The following is a 21,255-nucleotide window of genomic DNA, read 5'->3' as shown; positions in this document are numbered from 1 at the left end:
TACCTCGAAAACTTTACATCCCACATAGTTAAGGACGACTATGACCACCCCTAACGAACCGACTTATTTCTTAGCTATCGATAATGGCACCCAAAGCGTCAGAGCGCTTATCTTTGATCAATTCGGTGCTGAGATTGCCAAAGCTCGCGTGCCTATCGAGCCGTATTTCTCCGAGCAGCCAAGCTTTGCCGAACAGCATGCTGACTACTATTGGCAAAAGCTATGTGAGGCCTGTCAAAAGCTGTGGCAAACCTGCGAGATTAAACCTGAACAAATTGCTGGCGTCAGTCTCGCGACCCAGCGCTATACCATGATCTGCCTTGATAAAGACAAACGGCCCCTACGCCCTGCTATCGTCTGGATGGATCTGCGTCGCGCTGAAACTCACGATATCGGCTTCTTAAACCCATTAACCAAAATCATCGGCATGGGCGAGTTAGTCAAAGACGCCCAGCAAAAAGCCCGCTGTAATTGGCTCGCGCAAAATGAGCCTGAGATATGGGCGAAGACCGCGCACTACATCAATCTCTCCGCTTACCTCACCTATCAGCTTACAAACGAGCTTATCGACTCAAACGGTCATGCGGTAGGCTACCTGCCGTACGACTACAAAGCGCAAAAGTGGCTAAAACCCAAAGACCTTAAATGGCGACTATTCAGCTGTACGCCTGAGCAAATGCCCAAAATCGTCCCGCCAAGCCAAAAGCTCGGTCACATTAGCGCCAAAGCTGCCGAGGCCACAGGTATCCTAGAGGGCACGCCCATGATTGCCGCCGCCAGTGACAAAGCCTGCGAAGCCCTAGGCGCAGCGGGTCTGGCAGCCGATACCGCTTGCCTCAGCTTCGGTACCACCGCAACCATCAATACCATCTCGCCCGATTACATCGAAATCCTCAAACACATGCCCGCCTACACCGCCGCCGCCCCGCACTACTACAACCACGAATACATGATTTATCGCGGCTTTTGGATGGTCAGCTGGTTCAAAGAACAGTTCGCCCACTATGAGCAGCAATTAGCTAAGACCCAAGGTATCGATACCGAACAACTCCTTGATGCAGCCGTCAAAGATATTCCAGCGGGCTGTATGGGACTGATGATGCAGCCCTATTGGTCACCGGGCGTGCGTCATCCAGGGCCTGAAGGCAAGGGCGCACTCATCGGTTTCGGCGATGTACACACACGCGCACACGTGTACCGCGCCATCTTAGAGGGGCTGGCTTACGAGCTTAAGCTTGGCTTTGATACGATTTCGATACGCACTGGTAAACCCATTAAACACCTGCGCGTCTCAGGCGGCGGCTCGCAAAGCAATTCTGCCATGCAGCTCACCGCCGATATCTTTGGTATGCCCGCTTATCGTCCACATACGTTTGAGGCCACAGGATTAGGCGCTGCCATTAACTGCGCGGTGGGTCTTGGCGTTTATCCCGATCACACTAGTGCGAGCGCTGCTATGACTCATTTAGGTGATGAATTCGTCCCTATTGAAGCCAATGTTCAGCTCTACAAACGTCTCTATAATGAGGTATATCTAAAAATGTACGAGCGCCTAAAACCTATATATCAAAGCATTCAAGACATCACAGGATATCCTGCCAAGTAGTCTGCGCGAGTTTAAGGTGTCGGCGTATTGGGAGTAGTTAAAAGGTGGGATGATTTTGGCTGATAATATTGGGGAGCTAATCGCGCCTTCTGCTTGTGTCTGTACCCCTAAGCGTGGCGGGCACTAAAGCTAGAGGCGTTCCAACATTCGAGCGACCCCCTCTAGCCAAGTGCCCGCAACCCGCTTAGTCGCACAGGATACCGCGTCAGTCACGGCTAAACCGCTTTTTAGGGCAGCCTTTATAGAACAAGCAGGGTTTCGTTATGCATCGTAAGCCGTAGGGTGGGTTAGCATTGTCAAGTTCTCGAAGAGAATGACGACAAAGCGTAACCCACCATCAAAATTGAAGATTATAAATTCGGTGGGTTACGCTTGCGCTAACCCACCCTACGCGCTAATATTCAAGTCAACTCTAGTTCTCTTCGCTACAATGACTTATATAACTAACAGCTGTTAATCTATGGCGGCTTCACAAAATATCAATCGATGACTTTATGATAAAAGTCAGTTAAGTTAAGGATTTTCAGTGTCAATAAATATTCCTAACATGATGGAAAGGATACTAAAAAAAGACTCTAGTATTCATTCTTTTACCTTAGCTAGTGTAAGTGACCTGAAACCTTGGTTAGATGCGAACACAACAGTATTTTTTCCTGAATATACTGACCATAGCTTTATACATTTGAATGAGGTTTTAGCGACAGCTGAAAGTATTATTACGGACGAAAGTTGGGATAACATCACGCCCGAAGACGTATCAGCAATGATAATTTCTGTGTTACTTCATGATTGTGCGATGCATATTACAGAAGATGGGTTCTATTCTCTTATAAGAGATACCTATCCACCAATCAAATCTCAATACGTCAGTGAAGAACCTAAATGGAGTGTAACGTGGTCTGACTATATCGCAGAAGCTAAACGTTTTAACTCTGATAAGCTTAAATCAATTTTCAACGATACCAAACCTGTAAGCGATATTCCAGCAAACAAAATAGAGCTAACAACTAGGGATAAATTACTAATAGGTGAATTTGTTAGAAGACATCATGCTCGAATTGCGCATGAGATTGTTTTTAACGGTGTACCAGGAACTGATGGAAAAACTCTTAAGCTATCTGACGAACCCAAAAGACACTTCTTAGACTTATGTGGCTTTATCGCTAAAAGTCATAATATGTCGTTGAGGCAAGCTGTTGATAAAATTCCTTATCCAAAGAGAAGAATACATCTAAATACTCATGTCCCATTTTTAATGTCTGTACTACGTATCTCTGATTATATTCAAGTGCAAGCAACCAGAGCACCTTCACAATTATTGAACGTCAAGTCGTTAATTAGTCCTATATCTAAAGGTGAGTGGAAAAAACACGATGCCATTCTAGAGATTAGTCATGCAGACGAAGATCCGGAAGCGTTATTTATTGATGCTGAACCTCAAAATGCACTTATTTTTGAAGATTTAAGATGGCTTTTTAGTGATATCCAGAGGGAACTAGACGAAGTTTGGGCTGTATTAGGTGAAGTCTATGGAAGATACGATGAAATGTCTAACTTGGGTATCAATATTCGTCGTTTGCGTTCATCACTAGATGATATCAATACTTATATTGAAGATAAAAAACCTGATTTTATTCCAAAAGTCTTAAAATTCCGTACTGCTGATTCAGAAATGATGGAGCTATTAATTGCGCCACTTTATGGCGATAAACCTGAAATTGGTATTCGAGAGTTAGTACAGAATGCGGTTGATGCATGTCTAGAGGTTGATGATATAAGCAGTAAGCAAGGTATTACTGTTGATAAACCTGATGACTACGATGTCTGCGTATCTGTCATTGAACATGAAAATTATGGAGAAGTGATTGTAGAGGATTACGGTGTCGGTATGACACTTGACATCATTGAAAACTACTTTTTGAACATTGGTGCTTCATTTAGAAATAGCGATAGATGGAAGAAAACTCATGAAACTGACGGCAGGTCAGACATTCATCGTACTGGAAGATTTGGCATCGGACTATTAGCAGCTTATCTATTAGGTGATGAACTAGAGGTTGAAACTAGACACATTAGTTGTCCAGAACATGAGGGTTTGAAGTTTCGATGTAGTCGAGGCAGTAAGTCTGTAACTATATCTCATACTAATTGTCATATAGGTACTAGAATATCAATTAAGACAAGTAAAAATATTGTTTATTATTTAAGCAAAAATCCGAAGTCTTGGGATTGGTACTGTTTATCAGTGCCTAAAGTAAAGAGAAAGCTGATTAAGGTAAATGGTTCTATCGAGAAACATACGAAGTTTCTGGATCAAAATATAGTAGTTCCACAATCTAGAAGTAATTTAGAGGGCACTAACTGGTTTAGAGTGGAAACTGAAGGACTTGACGATGTAGTTTGGTCATACGAAGGTTTCGAAACTAAAGATAGTGAATATCATTCAAACAAGTATTTCTCAGTATTGATATGCAATGGTATATTCATAAATTCAGTCAAATACAATAGCAACATACAATTCCTTTGGAATAGAGGACATCAAATACTAACTCCAGAAGATCCAACTGTAGTAGTTTATGACCAAGACGGGCGAGTACCGCTTGATATACAGAGAACTAGCCTTACGTACTCAAACGCAAGCTTTATAAGCAAAGTAAGTAAGGATGTAACAAATAAACTCATAGAGGTTTTCTTTGAAAGCTTTACTAAAACAGACTTTATTAGTGTTGAAAATACTATCAAGAAAACTTTAAACCTAAGAAGGTTGAACTGGGAAATTGGTAGACATAAAGATAGCTACATTAGTGCTTTTATGTTTTCAAGACAAGGTATATCTCTAGTAGATAAACAAACTATAGTGAAATCCAAACCAACTTCAATTCAAATTATTCCATTCCATGATAGTCCTACTGTAGAAAAAAAGCTTTTAAGCAGTTTTTACACTGATTTCTCTTTTGTTAAAGTTCCTGGTAATACTAAATCTGGTAGGCTAGATTGGGTTAGAAACTACTTTGAGTTTTCAAGTACAAATCATTATAGAGCCTTATATGGGAACTTCCTTCTAGAGTTTTTGTCTGGCTCAAGGCTATTTATACGTATTGACGATTATGAAGAGATATGTAAACCAACATTTTTACCCAAACGTTTTCAAAACAAGCTTAACATCATCTGGGAGGACAAAGAGTGGTACATTTTAGAAAATAAAATTTCAAATGAATTACCCGAATTATTAAAACCAGAAGAAGTAATAAAGTTTTTGGAACAAGAAAAACTAGTGGGCACGGTTGTACACTACTTTGATTGGAATAACGTAGATCCAGATATATTAATAGAGAAAAAAGAAGTCGGATACTTCATAGTTGATGCATGGTTAGAATTAAATCATGGAAACGTTTATTTTAAACTCTGAAATAAGAGTTTTTAAAACCATCTACCTACGAAACCTGAATTTACTCTTTCGAACATCACCACCATACCCTTTTCTATATCTTGCAAATGTAATAAATGTGGTAGGTGGCTATGTATGTTTGCAAGTACCACTTCTAAGACATTACGACTAGCTTCTTGCGCCAAGAATAGCAGCCTTTTGAACCTAATAAGTTTTTTACTCATCCCTTTTACGCAGATAATCCATATAGAAACAACTAGGACTGAATACCACCCCTAAAAGCCTTATAAACCCGATTTAACCCCTCACGCAGCAGCGCCTCAGAACAAGCCACATTAATACGCATTTTAAGATGACCCTCACTACCATATTTAATACCCGAATTTAGCTCAACTTTTGCCTCTCGCAGTTTGTCATACAGCGCCTGATCATCTTGCCCGTATGCTGAGCAGTCCAGCCAAATCAAATATGACGCTTCTGGACGCATTACCTTGATATCAGGCAGATGCCCTGCTAAGAAGTCTATCGTAATCTCAATATTTTTTTCAATATAAGCCAGTACCTGCTCAAGCCATTCGCCGCTCTCTTCATAAGCGCTTTGCATCACCGTATAAGCAAATAAATTTAGCTCATATTCATCATTTAAGTTTTGCTGCTGACTGATTTTTTTGATCAGCGTCTCATCTTTGGCAAATATCATCGAACCTTTGATACCCGCTACATTAAAGGTTTTGGTCATGGAGGTCAGGCTGACGACGTTATGCGCGTAACCTTCGGCTTCTGCTAGCGTTAATAAAGGCGTAAACTTATGACCACTTAAGGTTAAATCTTGATGAATCTCATCACTGACAATCGCCACATTATGCTTTTTACAGAGTACTAGCAGTGCTTTAAGCTCACCTGTCGTCCACACCCGCCCGCCTGGATTATGTGGATTACATAGTAGATGTAGCTTTACTTGATGATCGATTATCTTGGCTTCAATATCTACTAAATTAAGTTGATATTTATCCTCGATTTCTTTTAGCGCTGACATCACCAATGTGCGATTATTTTGCTTCACCTTGGTCATAAACGGGGTATAAATGGGATCGTTGACCAGTACCGCATCGCCTGCCTCAGTAAAGACGTGCATCATTAGCGCGAGGCTGGGTACGACACCCGGCGAGAACAAGATGTTTTCTTTAGCCAACTTTAAATCATAACGACTGCCGTGCCAGTTAATAATCGCTTTATACAGAGCTTCAATCGGTTTGGTATAGCCCAAGATACCATGCTGCGCCACCTGCTCAATCGCATTCAAGATTGGCTCTGCAGCCTTGAAGTCCATATCGGCGACCCATAGCGGGATAGTATCGTCGTTATAATGCCATTTGAGTGACCCTGTATCTCGTCTGTCGATGATTTCATCAAAATTGTATGGCATTGGCATTGTCCTTTATATCAGTGAATAGCGAGCTTTTTTGAGTTATAACCAACCATTTATCGGCTCAAATAACCTTTGAGAGTTTAACACTATCATTACTTGCATGATGGTCCAGAATTAATGTTACATTACTGTTGCAGACTCTAGATGTCATCAAATTATTGATGCAAAGTATGCTGATATTGCACTACTTGTGAGTTATTAGCATTCGCCTAAACCACTATCTGAGCCAAAATGGCTTATCTAAAAGGATTTAATATTATGAAAATGGACTTTTCACTACAGTCAGCACTCAAAATGAGCGTACTGACTTTAGCAATCGCAGGCGTCGCTGCTTGCTCCAATATGACCACTGCCGCTGAGGCTCAACCAATGACTGCCAACGCTATGAGCAGTACTGCCGTTGCATTAGGCAATAGCACTATGTCTGGTGGTACTAATGACACCGTTGCTATTGGTAATATGGCGAACGCAGGTCTTAATTCAGCGACTGCTCTTGGCGGTCAAGCCAACGCGGCAGGCCTTGGCTCAACGTCTGTCGGTTGGCAGTCTAAAGCCACCGCCGAGCGCGCACAAGCCTTTGGTCATTTAGCCTCGGCAACTGGCGTACGTTCTACCGCTGTTGGTGAAGCGGCTATGGCCGGCGGCACTAACGACACAGTCGCTGTCGGTAATAAAGCCAACGCGGGGCTCAACTCAGCAACGGCCGTCGGCGGTGAAGCCAATGCCGCAGGTCTCGGCTCTACCTCTATCGGCTGGCAGTCCAAAGCCACTGCCGAACGCGCGCAAGCTTTTGGTCATATCGCCAACGCTAGTGGCGTACGCTCAACCGCAGTCGGTGAAGCGGCCGCCGCACAAGGGGCAAATTCGGTAGCGGTAGGCAATAAATCTATGGCAGGCGGCATGAACAGCATCGCTATCGGTAATGGCGCAATGGCAGCAGGCAACAACCAAGTCGTCTTAGGCAGTGCCGGTCAAGTGCAATCGAGCACCGCGTCACAGTCAGGTACGGTCAGAATTGTGACTATCGATGACAACGGCACTTTGGGCACTATGCTGGTTGACTACTACAAATCAGTTCGCTAAGACGTTACTTACTAACGTTGGCATAACTGTCAGCCAATGAGTTTAGATAACACTATAAGACCTCGCGATTGCGGGGTTTTTTGGTTGGCGTGTTTAGTCTGTAAGCTCGTGTTTTGACTGATAAGTGAGTGAGCAGAATAAAGATATTCGCTAAAGTATATCTATGAGATCTTTATCTAAATCAATAGATTCTAATGTATACCTCATTTATAGATAGTAGTGATACATTGATCTTATATCTTGTTTAAGTAAGACCTTTTCGCAAATTGTTGTCTATTCATCGGCTCAAATGACCTTTCAAAATAAAACTGCATTATTAGTTGAATAATAGCCAAAAATTAGTGTTACAGTCGTATTGCAGAATTGGAATACGACTGCGTCATTTGTGTCGCAGTATGTTGATATTGCAAGGATTGTGACCTATCAGAATTTACCAAACCATCTACTAGGCCAAGACGGCTTTTTTAAAAGGATTTAACCTTATGAAAACGGACTTTCTACCCAAATCAGTACTTAAGATCAGTGCGCTTACCCTAGCAGTTAGCGCTGCAATGCTAGGATCGGTTTCTGCCTCAGCTGATGGAACTGCAGACTGTAATGCTGGCGATCAAATAACTGCTTTAGAGTGCGGTGTTAATGCAACTGCAACTGGCATAGATGCCCTCGCAGTCGGTACAGACTCAACTGCAAATGGTAACTCAACCACCGCAGTCGGCGGTGAATCGTCTGCAAGTGGTCCTGGTGCAACCGCTATCGGTTGGCAGGCGGTTACTCAAGGAAATCGCTCAACAGCGCTTGGGCATCAGACTTCTGCAATCGGTGTTCAATCCGTCGCCGTTGGTGAAGATGCAACTGCTACAGGCAATGGGGCGATCGCTATTGGTGGTAACAACGACGCAAACAATGATGGAAACTTGGACGAAGACGGTGTTGGTTCAAATGCAAATGGCAACGATGCTGTAGCCATTGGTGCTGGTGCCAGTGCTCAAGGCAACTCCACAACAGCAGTTGGCGGTGAGTCAGTCGCTACGGGTGCTGGTGCAACTGCGATCGGTTGGCAGTCAGGGGCAAACGCCGAAAGAGCTCAAGCTTTTGGTCATTTGGCTCAGGCGAATGGTATAAGATCGCTAGCAGTAGGCGAAGCGGCAATCGCTGGCGGCGATAACGATACCGTCGCTATCGGTAATACAGCGAACGCAGGCAATAACTCGGCTACCGCCGTCGGTGGTCAAGCCAATGCCACAGGCGTCGGCTCCACCTCTATCGGTTGGCGCTCAGAAGCTACAGCTGAGCGCGCACAAGCGTTCGGTCATTTAGCCAATGCCAGCGGTTTGCGTTCTACGGCAGTTGGTGAAGCAGCAGCAGCGTCATCGGATAATGCAATTGCTATCGGTAATAACTCAGTCGCTTCAGGTCTTGATGGCGTTGCTATAGGAGGAGATAGAAGTGGTGTCCGTCAAACGACTGCTTCTGGTACGTCCTCGACAGCCATTGGCGCTCAAGCTCAAGCCACGCAAGCTGGCGCTACCGCAGTAGGTTGGCAGTCGACTGCCAGTGCTGAGCGCGCACAAGCGTTCGGTCATTTGGCATCAGCAACTGGTGTACGCTCTACCGCAGTCGGTGAAGCGGCAGCAGCAGGTGGCTTAAACAGTATCGCTATCGGTAATCAATCTTCAGCTGCGAACGATAACCAGATTGCCCTTGGTGGAGTAGGTCAAATACAAGCCAGCACCGCCTCACAGACAGGATCGACTAGTATCGTCACTACCGATGGTAACGGTACTTTGGGCGCTAGTGTCACCGTAGACTCACTAGCTACGGCCAATCAGCTTGCTAACACCAACACCCAAGTTGCTAATTTAAATACAGCATCAGCGAACAACTCAAGAGAGATTGGGAATTTGCGTAGCGAGTACAACCGTCACGAAGAACGCTTGGATGAAGCCGAAGACGGTATCGCGATGGCATTATCGTTAGAGACCCCAGTCATACCTTCAGGCAAGCGCTACGCTATGACGTTCGGTACAGGATACTATAACAATGGCTCAGCGCTAAGCACCTCATTTGCTGGACGCGTCAGCGATAGCATGACGATTTCAGCGGGCGCAGGATTTGGTCTTGATACAGGTAAAGTCGGCGCGCGCGGCGGGGTAACTTTTGCTTGGTAGACAACATTGACACATATTAACTCCACAAAAGATAAAAAACCTCGCAATAGCGAGGTTTTTTACGACTAGGACTACAGCATTAGCATAAAAACTAACGTCCTGTAAACTCAGCCTCGCGCCTTTCAACCATTGCCATTGCGCCCTCTTTTGCATCTTCTGAATAAAACAAATGCGGTAGATAGCTATGGATATTGGCCAGTGCCGCTTTTGCGCCATTACGGCTGGCATCTTGTGCTGAGGACAACAGCCCTTTTACGCCAAGCGGTGCAGCCGTGCAAATCTCTTTTGCGATAGTCAAAGCTCGTTTATACTCTTCCCCATTTGGCACCACTTCGCTCACTAGATTCAACCTGTCAGCGGTTTGCGCATCGAATGGCTTACCCGTAAGCAAGTAAGGCATAGCTTTTTGCCAGCCAGCAGCCGCGACAAATCGTACGGTCGCGCCGCCAAACGGCATGATACCGCGCTGGACTTCCATTTGCGCAAAGTTGCAATTGTCACTAGCAATAACCACGTCACTATTTAGCATCAGCTCAATGCCCGCGGTAAAGCAAGTGCCTTGTATCGCAACGACAATAGGTTTACTACGTAACTTGCCGCCGATACCCCAAGGGTCGATTTGGCTATCATCAAATTCAAAGGCACCTTTGTCCCATTTGTCCTGTAGCTCCATTAGATCTAAACCTGCGGTAAAATGGTCGCCATGAGCGAATATAAGTGCACAGCGCAAACTCTCATTGTTGTCGTAACGAGTCAATGCTTTGGAGAGTTGCTCAATCATATGACTATCAAAAGCATTGCGCTTATCCGCGCGATTTAGGCCTATGAGACAGATATATCCATCGGTCTCATAGGTGATGCGATGGTCTGCGGCGTTATTATTTTGCGTAGTCATAGCCTTATCCTTTATAGTTGTGGTCATCGTGTGCTTTTAATATAGACACCTACGCGGTATAACGCAAGCAGCATCCCTTTAGGGCATCAGTAGATCATTTGTCTGGGATAAACCGATAGCAGCGAACCAAATCTGCTACACTGCTCGGTTATATTTCTCCCTCTTTAGCTTAACACGCGGACTGATAAGCCCATGACCAGCCAATCTTCAAAAAATGACAGCCATAAACACAAAAACCGCGCGCCTAGAACTGCCAAAAAGCTAGGGCAGCTACACCCGCGCAATCTGCATCAGGGTCGCTATGACTTTGCGGTATTAACTCGCGCTTTACCTAAACTTGCTGAGCATACGATCACCAATCCAAAAGGTGAGTCGACGATCAATTTCTCAGATGTTGATGCCGTACGCGTACTTAACCAAGCCCTATTAGCACAGTTTTATGGCGTCAAGTTTTGGGACATTCCAGAGGGCTATTTATGCCCGCCTATTCCGGGACGCGCCGATTACATTCATTACATTGCTGACTTGCTCGCGCAAACCACTCATGTCAATGCTGATAATACGCCGCCAACGGGTAAAGATATCCATGCGCTCGATATCGGCACAGGAGCCAGTGCGATCTATCCCATTATCGGTAGTCAAAGCTATGGCTGGCGCTTTACCGCAAGTGATATTGATACCGTTTCTGTCAATACGGCTGCGGTTATTAGTCAAGCCAATCCAAAGCTTAAAGGCGCAATCAAAGTGAAGCTACAATCTGAACCTAAATATATTTTTAAGAATATCATCGGTCGTCAAGATTACTTTGACGTCGTGATTTGCAACCCCCCTTTTCATGCCTCAATGGAGGAGGCAATGGAAGCCAATAGTCGTAAGCAGCATAATTTGCAACGACATCGCGGCAAAAACGAGAACGAACAGATCAGTCGTCGCTCAACCAAATCAGGCAATGCAGCACAGAACCTAAATTTTGGCGGTCAGCATAAAGAGCTGTGGTCTGAGGGCGGTGAAATTGCTTTTTTGACTAAAATGATAAAAGAGAGTAAAGACTTTGCCGAGCATGTCGGTTGGTTCACAAGTTTGGTGTCAAAGTCTGAAAACGTAAAACCTTTGCAACTATTACTTAAGCAGCTAGATGTTGCACAGATGCGTATTATCGAGATGAGCCAAGGTCAAAAGAGCACTCGAGTATTAGCATGGCGCTTTACGATGGATGAAGCAGAAGAAGATTAACCGCTCAATCGGTTAACAGATATACTGTAAGTTTCACATAAAACATTGATGTTGTATCAAAAATACCTGACAGTTTCACGTGAAACAAAAGAAACCACTTAAATTTTAAGTGGTTTCTTTTGGTAGTACTACTTATTTTTGATAGTAATGATTAGCCGAGAAACATTATCTTTAGTCCGATACCGATAAGTACTACACCGCCCAATAATTCTGCCTTATCTTCAAGCCAAGTTCCTGATTTTTGACCGAGATACACTCCAAAAAAGCCAAAGCCAGCGGTAATAATAGCTATGATTACACACGCTAGCCAAGCATGTAAAGAGAGCAAGTTTAGCGTAAATCCTACAGCCATAGCATCGATACTCGTAGCGATAGCTAGGATAAGAAAGGTGCGATGACTGACTTTATGATAGATATTACCAGTACTATCGTTCAGACTAAAATCTGCATCAGTTATGTCCACCTCAGTAGTAGCGTTAAACGCTTCATAAAGCATTTCGCTCCCAATCCAATGGATACGGCAAACGCATCCATCGCTAGGGCAATAGCGAGCAATATAACTTCGATCATTTTTTTCTATTTTATCTATATAAAGTTTCACATGGAACCTTACGTACTGGATTTAAATAAGTTTCAAATAATAGTGTCAAATCATCTAATACGCTACCCTCTCCCAAAAGCTATGCTTTTTGCTGTGCGCGTTTTGCAGTGATTCCAAATAATCTTGATGACTAGTCAGGTTCTGATAGCCCTCGACCGATATATCTATAAAGACGTTTAGCTTAGTTAAATGTTTGTAATATCGGGTAGCATGTCCATAAGCCATCGTGCGATCGTTATCTAAAATATCATCGAGTAAACTACGATAAACCATTACTCGAATAAGATTAGTATCATCAGGAAGACGTTTCAGCCATTGCGTTAGTGTCGTATAGTGCTCATAGTCAAACTCCTGATAACGAGCACTAGCGACTTGCGTAGCTCGTTTGAAATCCCCTATCTCAAGCCATAAATCTACCGCCATAATAACGTTTTCTTGCCCATCAGCAATCTCAACCGCTCGTTTGCGCATATGAGCTTGCTGAGCAGGACTGGCGATAGTCATCACTTGTCTAAAACGCGTATAAGAAGGCTCTAACTCAAATGCAGCGAGTAAGACACTATAAAGTGCCTCAGTATCAGCTTGTTTACTATGTATCATGCTCAGCCAGTCTAGACGCTGTAAGCTAAAGGCTTTAAAATTTGTTTGCGTATTTGCTATATCATTATGACCTGGCCAATCCTCATTTAGATAACGTAGCGCAACCTCATAAGCGTCTTGATCGAGCAAAAACTGTATAAGTTTATCGAACTCGTTTGATGAGAACTGCCTCTTATCACTCAAGTATACATATATCTCTTCAAAGTTGGTTATGTCTGCTAACGCCCAAGCCAACTCTATTAGTCCGTGCTCCAAACTTCTTTTTTGTAAGCTATTGGCGCTCATCATTGAGGCGCTAAAAGCATTGCCCTTCTCCTCGTTGTCACTAGTGTTAAACGATTCAGTGAGCAAAGTCTGGTAATCATACTTATAATCTTCAACAAGACTCTCAAGCTCAGAGGTGGAGAACAACTGATTAACATGACGTAGCAAATTATCTTTAGTGCCGTATTCATTATCATCTATCATAGCCTTGATCTTGTATATCCAAGATTGCGTCAAGATATCCTGCTCATCTACGGCAACATCCTGCTTTTCTTGCTCATAGCAACGCGCCGCGACCTGCAACCATAATGAGGTCAAACGAGAGTATATTGAGCTAATCTCTCCTGTTGAATCATCCACCCGCTCCATACTAGAATCTGTAGATTCCATATATAACTCAAGCAATATCAGGCACTCTTGGGGCTGTTCGGGATAAAGACTCATCACATCATCAGTTAAATAATGCAGCTCAGTGACAAAGTCGTTATATTCCCAGTAATTTAGAGTTTTTCGGCGGCGTCTTAACCCCTTTAAGGTAGAGGTTAGTTTCTTAATAAGTTTAGGCTTATCCGACTGTAGTAGTAGGCGCTCAATTTTCTTATCTAATAGTTTATCCATACCCTGAACATTGGCTATAAAATCAACCAAAGTCGCTTTGGGTAATTTTGACAGACAAGCTTTTTGTTGATCATCTAACATAGACACTCTCCAAACTATTTACCAGTAATTATCTTAGATACTAAAATAGTACTATGCTTCTAAGTAATGCGCTTCTAAAGAACGTGCTTCCAAACAAGTTTCACATGAAACAAAAAAGCCACCTTGCTTACAAGATGACTTTTATCGTTGGTCATTAATTAAGTATTGGATAACTTATAAGCGCTAGACTAGATGTCTAGGTTAGAGACCGTCAATGCATTCTCTTCGATAAAGGCGCGGCGCGGCTCAACATGGTCACCCATGAGGCAAGTAAACATATGATCAGCAGCAATAGCATCTTCAATAGTGACGCGTAGCATACGGCGGTTTTCAGGATCCATCGTCGTATCCCATAACTGATCGGCGTTCATCTCGCCTAGACCTTTATAACGCTGAATCGCAAGACCACGGCGCGCGTCTAACATCATCTGTTGCCAGAGGTAATCAAAGTCGCGTACAGGGATATCTTTAGTCGTACCTGCAGTGTTTTCACGGCGGATAAAGGCGCTAGCATCTAGCAAAGTATTCCATTCACTCGACAAACGCAGCAGCTTGGTATATTCGCCTGAATTAATAAAGCTAGCATCTAACAGATAATGATGCGCTAATTGATGCACATAAATGGTGACACGTGGTAGCCACTGCGCTTTGGTCGATAGCATCTCACTATCAGGCGCTGTTTCTATTTCAGTGTCGCTGTTATCAGCATCAGTATTACCAGCTAATAACTCAGGTTGTGGTTTCATGCCAAGTAGGTCAGCAGTAGCCGCATCTATCTCATTAGAATTGGACTTTGGCGCATGAATATTGACCAGTTCAATCTCAGGGTTTAATTCACTACCGAAATAGTTGAGCTGACCTTGTAATGAGGCTTTCCACTCCTCCATCACAGCCTTGTCATAAGTCATATCAGTGCTAAGCTTAGGGGTATGGGTCAAGGCATCGAGCAACACCGCAGGATAACGAATCTGCAAACGAGCTTTGATGAGCTGCGTTTGGTTGTAGTCATTGAGCAAAGTCTCAAGGGCTTGACCCGTAACAGCTGGCGCATCCTCAGAGATATGTAACTTAGTATTGTCAATGGTTGATGATAATAGATAAGCTTTTAGCGCCTCATCATCTTTTAAATATAGCTCTTGGCGACCTTTTTTGACTTTATAAAGAGGTGGCTGAGCGATATAGATATAGCCGCGCTCAATAAGCTCTGGCGTTTGACGGAAAAAGAAAGTCAATAGCAAGGTTCTAATGTGCGAGCCGTCAACGTCCGCATCAGTCATGATGATGATTTTGTGATAGCGTACTTTGTCAGGATTATATTCATCAGGACCAATGCCGCAGCCAAGCGCGGTAATGAGCGTGCCCACTTCAGCAGATGACAGCATCTTGTCAAAACGCGCCCGCTCGACGTTCAAGATTTTACCTTTGAGCGGTAATATTGCTTGCGTCTTACGGCTACGACCTTGCTTGGCTGAACCACCAGCAGAATCACCTTCCACAATGTACAGCTCTGATAACGCCGGATCTTTTTCTTGACAATCTGCAAGCTTACCAGGCAAACCTGCGATATCCAAAGTGGTCTTGCGACGCGTCATCTCACGTGCTTTGCGAGCAGCATCACGGGCGCGCGCTGCATCAATAATCTTACCAGCGATCGCTTTACTCGCTGCTGGATTCTCTAATAAGAAGTCATTGAACTTGTCATGCATCGCCGATTCGACAGCAGATTTGACTTCACTTGAAACTAGCTTATCTTTGGTCTGACTTGAGAACTTTGGATCAGGTACTTTTACAGAGACAATCGCCGTCAAGCCTTCACGAGCATCATCACCTGTTGCCGTTACTTTTTCTTTCTTAAATAGATTTTCGCGATCCATATAAGTGTTCAACACACGGGTCAATGCTGAGCGAAAGCCTGATAAATGCGTACCACCATCACGTTGCGGTATATTATTAGTAAAGCACAGTACTTTTTCGTTATAAGTATCCGTCCATTGCAAAGCGACTTCTACGCCGATACCGTCATCTTGCTCACTATTGAAATGGAAGATCTCATTGACGCTATCTTTGCCTGCATTGATATAACTGACAAACTCGGATAAACCGCCCTTGTGCTCAAACTCATGACGCTTATCGATACGCTCATCCGTTAAGACGATACGCACGCCTGAATTTAGAAATGACAGCTCACGTAAACGCTTAGCTAAAATATCATACTCAAAGATCGTACCTGTAAAGACATCAGTACTAGGATAAAAACGAATTTGCGTCCCTGTTCTATCCGTTGCTTCCATCTGCTGGATATCACTATCAGGTACACCATCAGTGTAGGTCTGCTGATAGTGAAACCCCTCGCGCCAGATGTTCATCTCAAGCTTTTTGGACAAAGCATTTACGACAGAGACACCAACGCCATGTAGACCGCCTGAAACTTTATAACTGTTATCATCAAATTTACCACCAGCATGAAGCACTGTCATGATAACTTGCGCCGCTGACACGCCTTCTTCTGGATGGATATCAACAGGAACGCCGCGACCATTATCCATGACGCTCACTGATTCATCTTCATGAATGATAATATCGATCTGATCACAGTGACCTGCCAATGCTTCATCGATTGAGTTATCCACGACCTCAAACACCATGTGATGAAGACCAGTACCATCATCCGTATCACCGATATACATCCCAGGTCGCACGCGCACCGCTTCAAGTCCGCGTAATACGCGAATATCTTTAGAGCTATAATCTGAAGGCAGACCCTCAGGTACGATCTTTTCAACGACGCTATCTGTTGTCAATTCTGCTGACATCAATTGCTCATTATCGATAGGTAATGACTCACTCATGTGCATTCCTTAGTCTAGCCATAATCAGTTACTTATCATCAGCACGCATCAATAATGAGGCGAGCCTGATGTTATCTAGAACTCAAATAGTTAAACTTGATGTGATAAAACTAATAGTAATAAAGCCACTTATGTAAATGTGCTATTTCTATATTCAAAGGCAAATGAAACCCTTATTAATCATAAATTTAGCAGTTATTGGAAAAATATTTCTATTAGTTTTAAATCGTAAGATAATTCGCTGAATATAGGACAAAAATAAAGCGTTATTTTAGCATTTTTTTGTCTGTAAGTCACTGTTTACTGGTGTATTACGGTAGATAATCTTACTGTAAGTATAGTCCAAAAATAACAGTGCTAGTCAAGAGACGATAGGACACCTTGTTTCATGTGAAACACACTAGAATACGACCAATACTCGTTCACTAGCCCTATCACCTCTGTCGTCAAGCTGGTCATAAACACCTGACATGGTAGCTGTGCTAATGTCGATAGTAGGATGTCAAGTGCCCTATCATCGAGCTCTGCGGTAATATCATCTAGGAGTACAACGGGCGTTATAAAAGAATCTAGCTTAGAGATCATATTCTCTAAACGAGTACCATCGACTGGCTCTCTTTCATCAGGCAACTGTGTACTAAGTAGTAGAGGCAATTGCGATAAACGCAGTGCGGTGATCAACAGCTTTTTTTCGCCACGAGACAACACATTTGCAGCCTGCTCTTTTAATACTGGAAGCTGTAAAGCGTCATCAGCCGTCTGTTTAGACGTATTCTCATTTGAACGCCAGTGCACATGTACATCAGCGCGGTGACTACCGATCCGAGTATATCCGAGTTGCAGATCTTGGTTCAAACGCTCATTAAGCTGCTCATCGAGAGGTTTTTTCGCATCAAAGCCGGCGTTGTAACTTAAACTTAACTGGTTCGCATAAAACGGTAATAGCTGGGCGATACTTTTGGCAAAATAAGGTTGCCAAGCGTTAAATACCTGTTCGCGATAATGATGAATGAGCGCGGCGTGACTGGCAAGACCTTTGTCCCATGACTCAAGCTCTTTGAGCTGATTTTGACTCAAGTGACTACTTTGTTTGAGTAAGCTATTACGCTGTTTGAGCAAACGCTGATACGATACCCATTGCGAATGAAATCCTGGTTTCATGTGAAACACTAGCCAGTCTAGGAGTTGACGACGACTAGCACTACCCTGCTCTAACATATCCATAGTTGAAGGATCTATCAGTAGTGTTGGCAGCTGTTCTGTAAGCGCACTTTGGGTATAAACAGTGTTTTGATTTAGGCGTAGTACAGTGGTCGCATCGAGCTGCTTTTGAATGGCGATGGTTCGATCAGCCGAAAGCGTGGCATGAACCGTAACCGTCGGCTGATGGTGCTGAATATAGCGTTTAGGCTGATGGTGACGAAAGCTTTTGCCCCGTGACAAGAGGAATATCGCCTCAAGCAATGAGGTTTTTCCGCTACCATTGTCGCCGATGATAATATTGCAAGCCGATGCCTTGAGACTTAATTGATCAAGATTACGCAAATGCGAAACCTGTAGACGTTCAATCATAACTTTGACAACTGCCTATTCATCTTATAAGAATTTGCTTGATCAATCTTGGTTTATAAGTCATGGCGCTAAAGCCTCTAATAAGAGTATTTTTTGGCAAAAACGACTATATACGCATCGGCATGATGACATACTGATGAAAGTCATCACCCAGCTGATTGACTAGTACTGAGGCGTTAGACTGACTCATATGCATTTGCAAGTCCCCTTGAATCACTCCCAAGACGTCTTGTAGATAAGCGGCGTTAAAAGACAACTCCATTGGCTCACCATTGTACTTAGCTTGCAACATCTCGACCGCTTCATCCTGCTCAGCATTGTTAGCACGAACCTCGACCATACCGTCACTAGCAAAATTAAAAACGACTCCGCGAGACTTTTCATTACTCAAAATAGCCACGCGGCGCAGGACATCGGTCATTTTTTCTTGACTAAATAGCGCAAGCTTGTCGGTATTGCTCGGCATAACGCGGCGGTAATCGGGGAATTTACCATCGATAAGACGCGCAGTGAACGTCACCATTAGATCTTGACTCACCTGCCCTGTACTGTCGACATCACCAAATGGCAAACTCACTTGCAAAAACTCTCGACCAAAACTCAGCGTTACTGAGTTATCTTGATCGCCAAGCATCTTACCAAGCTCAGAGGTCAAGCGTTCAAGCTCAATAACCGCTTTACGTGGCAAAATAGCCTGCATGTTTAGATCTTGACTGACATCGATGACACTACGAGCCAAAGCCAGTCTATGTCCATCAGTCGCAACCGTTGTAAGCTGTTGCTCAGAGATATCAAATAACATACCTGTTAGATAATAACGAACATCTTGAATAGCCATCGCAAATTGGGTTTTGTGAATGAGATCTAGCAGATGGCTACGGCTAACATTCAAGGGGGTTATATTCTCAGGATTACCTAAACTTGGATAGTCTGCGCTCGGTAGCGTCCCCAAAGTAAAACGACTCTTACCGCTGGTCAATAAACAACGCTCGTTTTCTTGCGTGGCTAAATTGATCTGCGCTTGAGTCGGTAAAGATTTACAGATATCTTTTAATTTGATAGCGGGCAACGTCGTGGCTCCCGCTTCAATACAAGCGCCTGCTGGCAACTTCAAAGTTGATGTCAACTCAACCTCCAAATCAGAGGCCGTCAAAATGAGCTCAGAGTCAGACAACTGAAGTTTGATATTACCCAAGATAACCATGTTGTGGCGCTTGTCAGCCGCTTTTGCGATCAAATTAATGGCTTTTAGTAACGATTCTCGATTAATCGATAATTGCATGCTTAGCTACTCTTATTTTGACGTATGTATAGGACGATTGTATTTGATAGTGTACTGTGTTTATTATAAGTCATTGTGAATCATAATCGTAGGCTTAAATACAGCGCTACTATCATGGTTTACGCTGCTTGTAGCATCATAGATAACGATTTATAATCCTTATCAAAAGCAGGATCCGTTGAGCGCAGTTGAGCGACTTTGTCACAGGCATGCATAACGGTTGTGTGGTCGCGTCCACCGAATGACTGTCCGATATCAGGATAACTATCACCAGTAAGCTCACGAGCCAAAGACATTGCGATTTGACGCGGCCTTGCAATACTTCTTGTGCGCTTGCGTCCCATCATATCTTTTATTGAAATATTGTAATATTCTGCGACCACTTTACGTATATTGTCCATGTTCACTGCTTGGACACGTATAGCAATGATATCTTTTAGCGCATACTGTACCATCTCAAGCGTAATAGGCGCACCTGTTAGATTCGCATTTGCAAACACCTGATTGAGAGCGCCCTCAAGACGTCTGACGTTTGATACCACATTTTGCGCGATAAACAAGGCACAGTCTTTGGGTAATACCATACCAAAGGACTGTGCCTTTTTTTGGAGGATTTGTACCCTAGTATCAATCTCAGGTGGATCCACTGCGACTGTTAACCCCCAAGAGAACCGTGAACGAAAACGTTCATCGAATTCAGTCATCTGTGAGGGATGACGATCTGATGCTAGTATCAGCTGCTTATCGCCACTCGTAAAATCAGCAAACAAAGTCAAGAACTCGTTACTACTTTTAGTCTTTCCCGCCAGAACGTGAATATCATCTACAATTAATAAATCAACTTTTTTAATTTTCTTTTTAAAATCTTCTATTTTATTATTTCTTAATGAATAGACTAATTGGTTAATAAATTTCTCAGAAGTAAAATAATAAAAACTTCTATTATTTTTAATAAATCGATGAGCAACAGAATGCATTAAATGCGTTTTTCCTAGTCCAGAAGGACCGTATATAAATAAGGGATTATGACGATTTTTTGACTGACGCTTACTCAGCTCATAGCATGCTTTATAAGCTAAGTTATTAGACTTGCCTGTGACAAAGCTCTCAAAGGTAAATTCAGGGTTTAGATAACTCAGTGACTTGGTATCCGCAGACGCCATAAGCTGATTGTGTTGTACGCTGATATTGTGATTCTCACGCTGTAGTCGCTCATTATTATCGCTACCATAGTCATATTTTGAGTTTGATGACAGTAGGGTAGGGGTGTCCTTAGATACATTGTCTGTATACGACGAGTCGTGAGCGGTTTCATTAGGAGTTTCATCGTTATGACCTATATTGTCAACACGAACGACTACCTCCTCAATACTACCCTGACTATGCTTGGCAACCAATTGCTGAATATCTTGCAGATGGTTCTTTTTGATGTAAGAAACAAAGTAGTCATTAGGGGCGCGAATGACTAAGGTCTTTGATTCTTGATGAGCCGATAAGGGTCTGAGCCACATTGTAAAGACATTGTCCTTAACATGGTAACGTAAGTCGTCTAAACACTTATCCCAGATGGTAGCAGTCTCTATCAT

The 21,255-nt window shown here is 43.3% G+C and carries 13 protein-coding genes; 5 read left to right on the top strand and 8 right to left on the bottom strand.

Going from position 1 to position 21,255, the window contains the following annotated elements; genetic code table 11:
* The first annotated feature begins 40 nt into the window (after window positions 1–40).
* Window positions 41–1,606 (top strand): FGGY-family carbohydrate kinase, encoded by a 1,566-nt coding sequence (locus ACR64G_RS00065; RefSeq protein WP_435979545.1) that lies wholly within the window; start codon window positions 41–43, stop codon window positions 1,604–1,606.
* Window positions 1,607–2,132: 526 nt separating this feature from the next.
* Entirely contained in the window at window positions 2,133–5,015 is a 2,883-nt protein-coding gene (locus ACR64G_RS00060; protein WP_435979544.1) for an HD domain-containing protein, read from the top strand.
* Between the two features lie 235 nt (window positions 5,016–5,250).
* Here the strand turns inward: ACR64G_RS00060 and ACR64G_RS00055 are convergent, their stop codons facing one another.
* Window positions 5,251–6,420: a MalY/PatB family protein gene (locus ACR64G_RS00055; RefSeq protein ID WP_435979543.1), complete on the bottom strand. Its 1,170-nt coding sequence runs from the start codon at window positions 6,418–6,420 to the stop codon at window positions 5,251–5,253.
* A 261-nt stretch (window positions 6,421–6,681) separates the two neighbouring features.
* Between ACR64G_RS00055 and ACR64G_RS00050 the strand changes: the two genes are divergently transcribed.
* Both ACR64G_RS00050 and ACR64G_RS00045 read left to right on the top strand, forming a co-directional pair.
* Complete coding sequence (locus tag ACR64G_RS00050) at window positions 6,682–7,506, top strand: hypothetical protein (protein ID WP_435979542.1); 825 nt, start codon at window positions 6,682–6,684, stop codon at window positions 7,504–7,506.
* 482 nt (window positions 7,507–7,988) lie between these two features.
* Window positions 7,989–9,674, top strand: coding sequence for a hypothetical protein (locus ACR64G_RS00045; protein WP_435979541.1), 1,686 nt, complete (start codon window positions 7,989–7,991; stop codon window positions 9,672–9,674).
* Window positions 9,675–9,765: 91 nt separating this feature from the next.
* Here the strand turns inward: ACR64G_RS00045 and ACR64G_RS00040 are convergent, their stop codons facing one another.
* Window positions 9,766–10,569 carry a crotonase/enoyl-CoA hydratase family protein gene (locus ACR64G_RS00040; protein WP_435979540.1) on the bottom strand — a complete coding sequence of 268 codons (804 nt, stop codon included), beginning with the start codon at window positions 10,567–10,569 and terminating at the stop codon, window positions 9,766–9,768.
* Between the two features lie 192 nt (window positions 10,570–10,761).
* Between ACR64G_RS00040 and rlmF the strand changes: the two genes are divergently transcribed.
* Window positions 10,762–11,802, top strand: coding sequence for a 23S rRNA (adenine(1618)-N(6))-methyltransferase RlmF (gene rlmF, locus ACR64G_RS00035; RefSeq protein ID WP_435979539.1), 1,041 nt, complete (start codon window positions 10,762–10,764; stop codon window positions 11,800–11,802).
* A 151-nt stretch (window positions 11,803–11,953) separates the two neighbouring features.
* Here rlmF and ACR64G_RS00030 read toward each other — a convergent pair whose 3' ends face one another.
* From ACR64G_RS00030 to dnaA, 6 genes are all read right to left on the bottom strand, one after another.
* Window positions 11,954–12,298, bottom strand: coding sequence for a manganese efflux pump (locus tag ACR64G_RS00030; RefSeq protein ID WP_435979538.1), 345 nt, complete (start codon window positions 12,296–12,298; stop codon window positions 11,954–11,956).
* A 159-nt stretch (window positions 12,299–12,457) separates the two neighbouring features.
* Entirely contained in the window at window positions 12,458–13,966 is a 1,509-nt protein-coding gene (locus tag ACR64G_RS00025; protein WP_435979537.1) for a DUF6880 family protein, read from the bottom strand.
* Between the two features lie 188 nt (window positions 13,967–14,154).
* A complete protein-coding gene (gene gyrB, locus ACR64G_RS00020; protein ID WP_435980724.1) occupies window positions 14,155–16,779 on the bottom strand; it encodes a DNA topoisomerase (ATP-hydrolyzing) subunit B in 2,625 nt (874 codons plus the stop codon).
* 393 nt (window positions 16,780–17,172) lie between these two features.
* Entirely contained in the window at window positions 17,173–18,387 is a 1,215-nt protein-coding gene (gene recF, locus ACR64G_RS00015) for a DNA replication/repair protein RecF (RefSeq protein ID WP_435979536.1), read from the bottom strand.
* A gap of 106 nt (window positions 18,388–18,493) precedes the next feature.
* On the bottom strand, window positions 18,494–19,669 hold the full coding sequence (gene dnaN, locus ACR64G_RS00010; protein ID WP_435979535.1) for a DNA polymerase III subunit beta: 1,176 nt from the start codon (window positions 19,667–19,669) through the stop codon (window positions 18,494–18,496).
* A gap of 119 nt (window positions 19,670–19,788) precedes the next feature.
* The gene (gene dnaA, locus ACR64G_RS00005) at window positions 19,789–21,255 is read right to left on the bottom strand and encodes a chromosomal replication initiator protein DnaA (RefSeq protein WP_435979534.1); all 1,467 of its coding nucleotides are present in this window, start codon (window positions 21,253–21,255) and stop codon (window positions 19,789–19,791) included.

The organism is Psychrobacter sp. DM4, from assembly GCF_051307035.1.
Taxonomy (GTDB): domain Bacteria; phylum Pseudomonadota; class Gammaproteobacteria; order Pseudomonadales; family Moraxellaceae; genus Psychrobacter.
The sequence above is the reverse complement of the archived record's forward strand: the minus strand, read 5'-3'. Positions and strand labels throughout refer to the sequence as shown.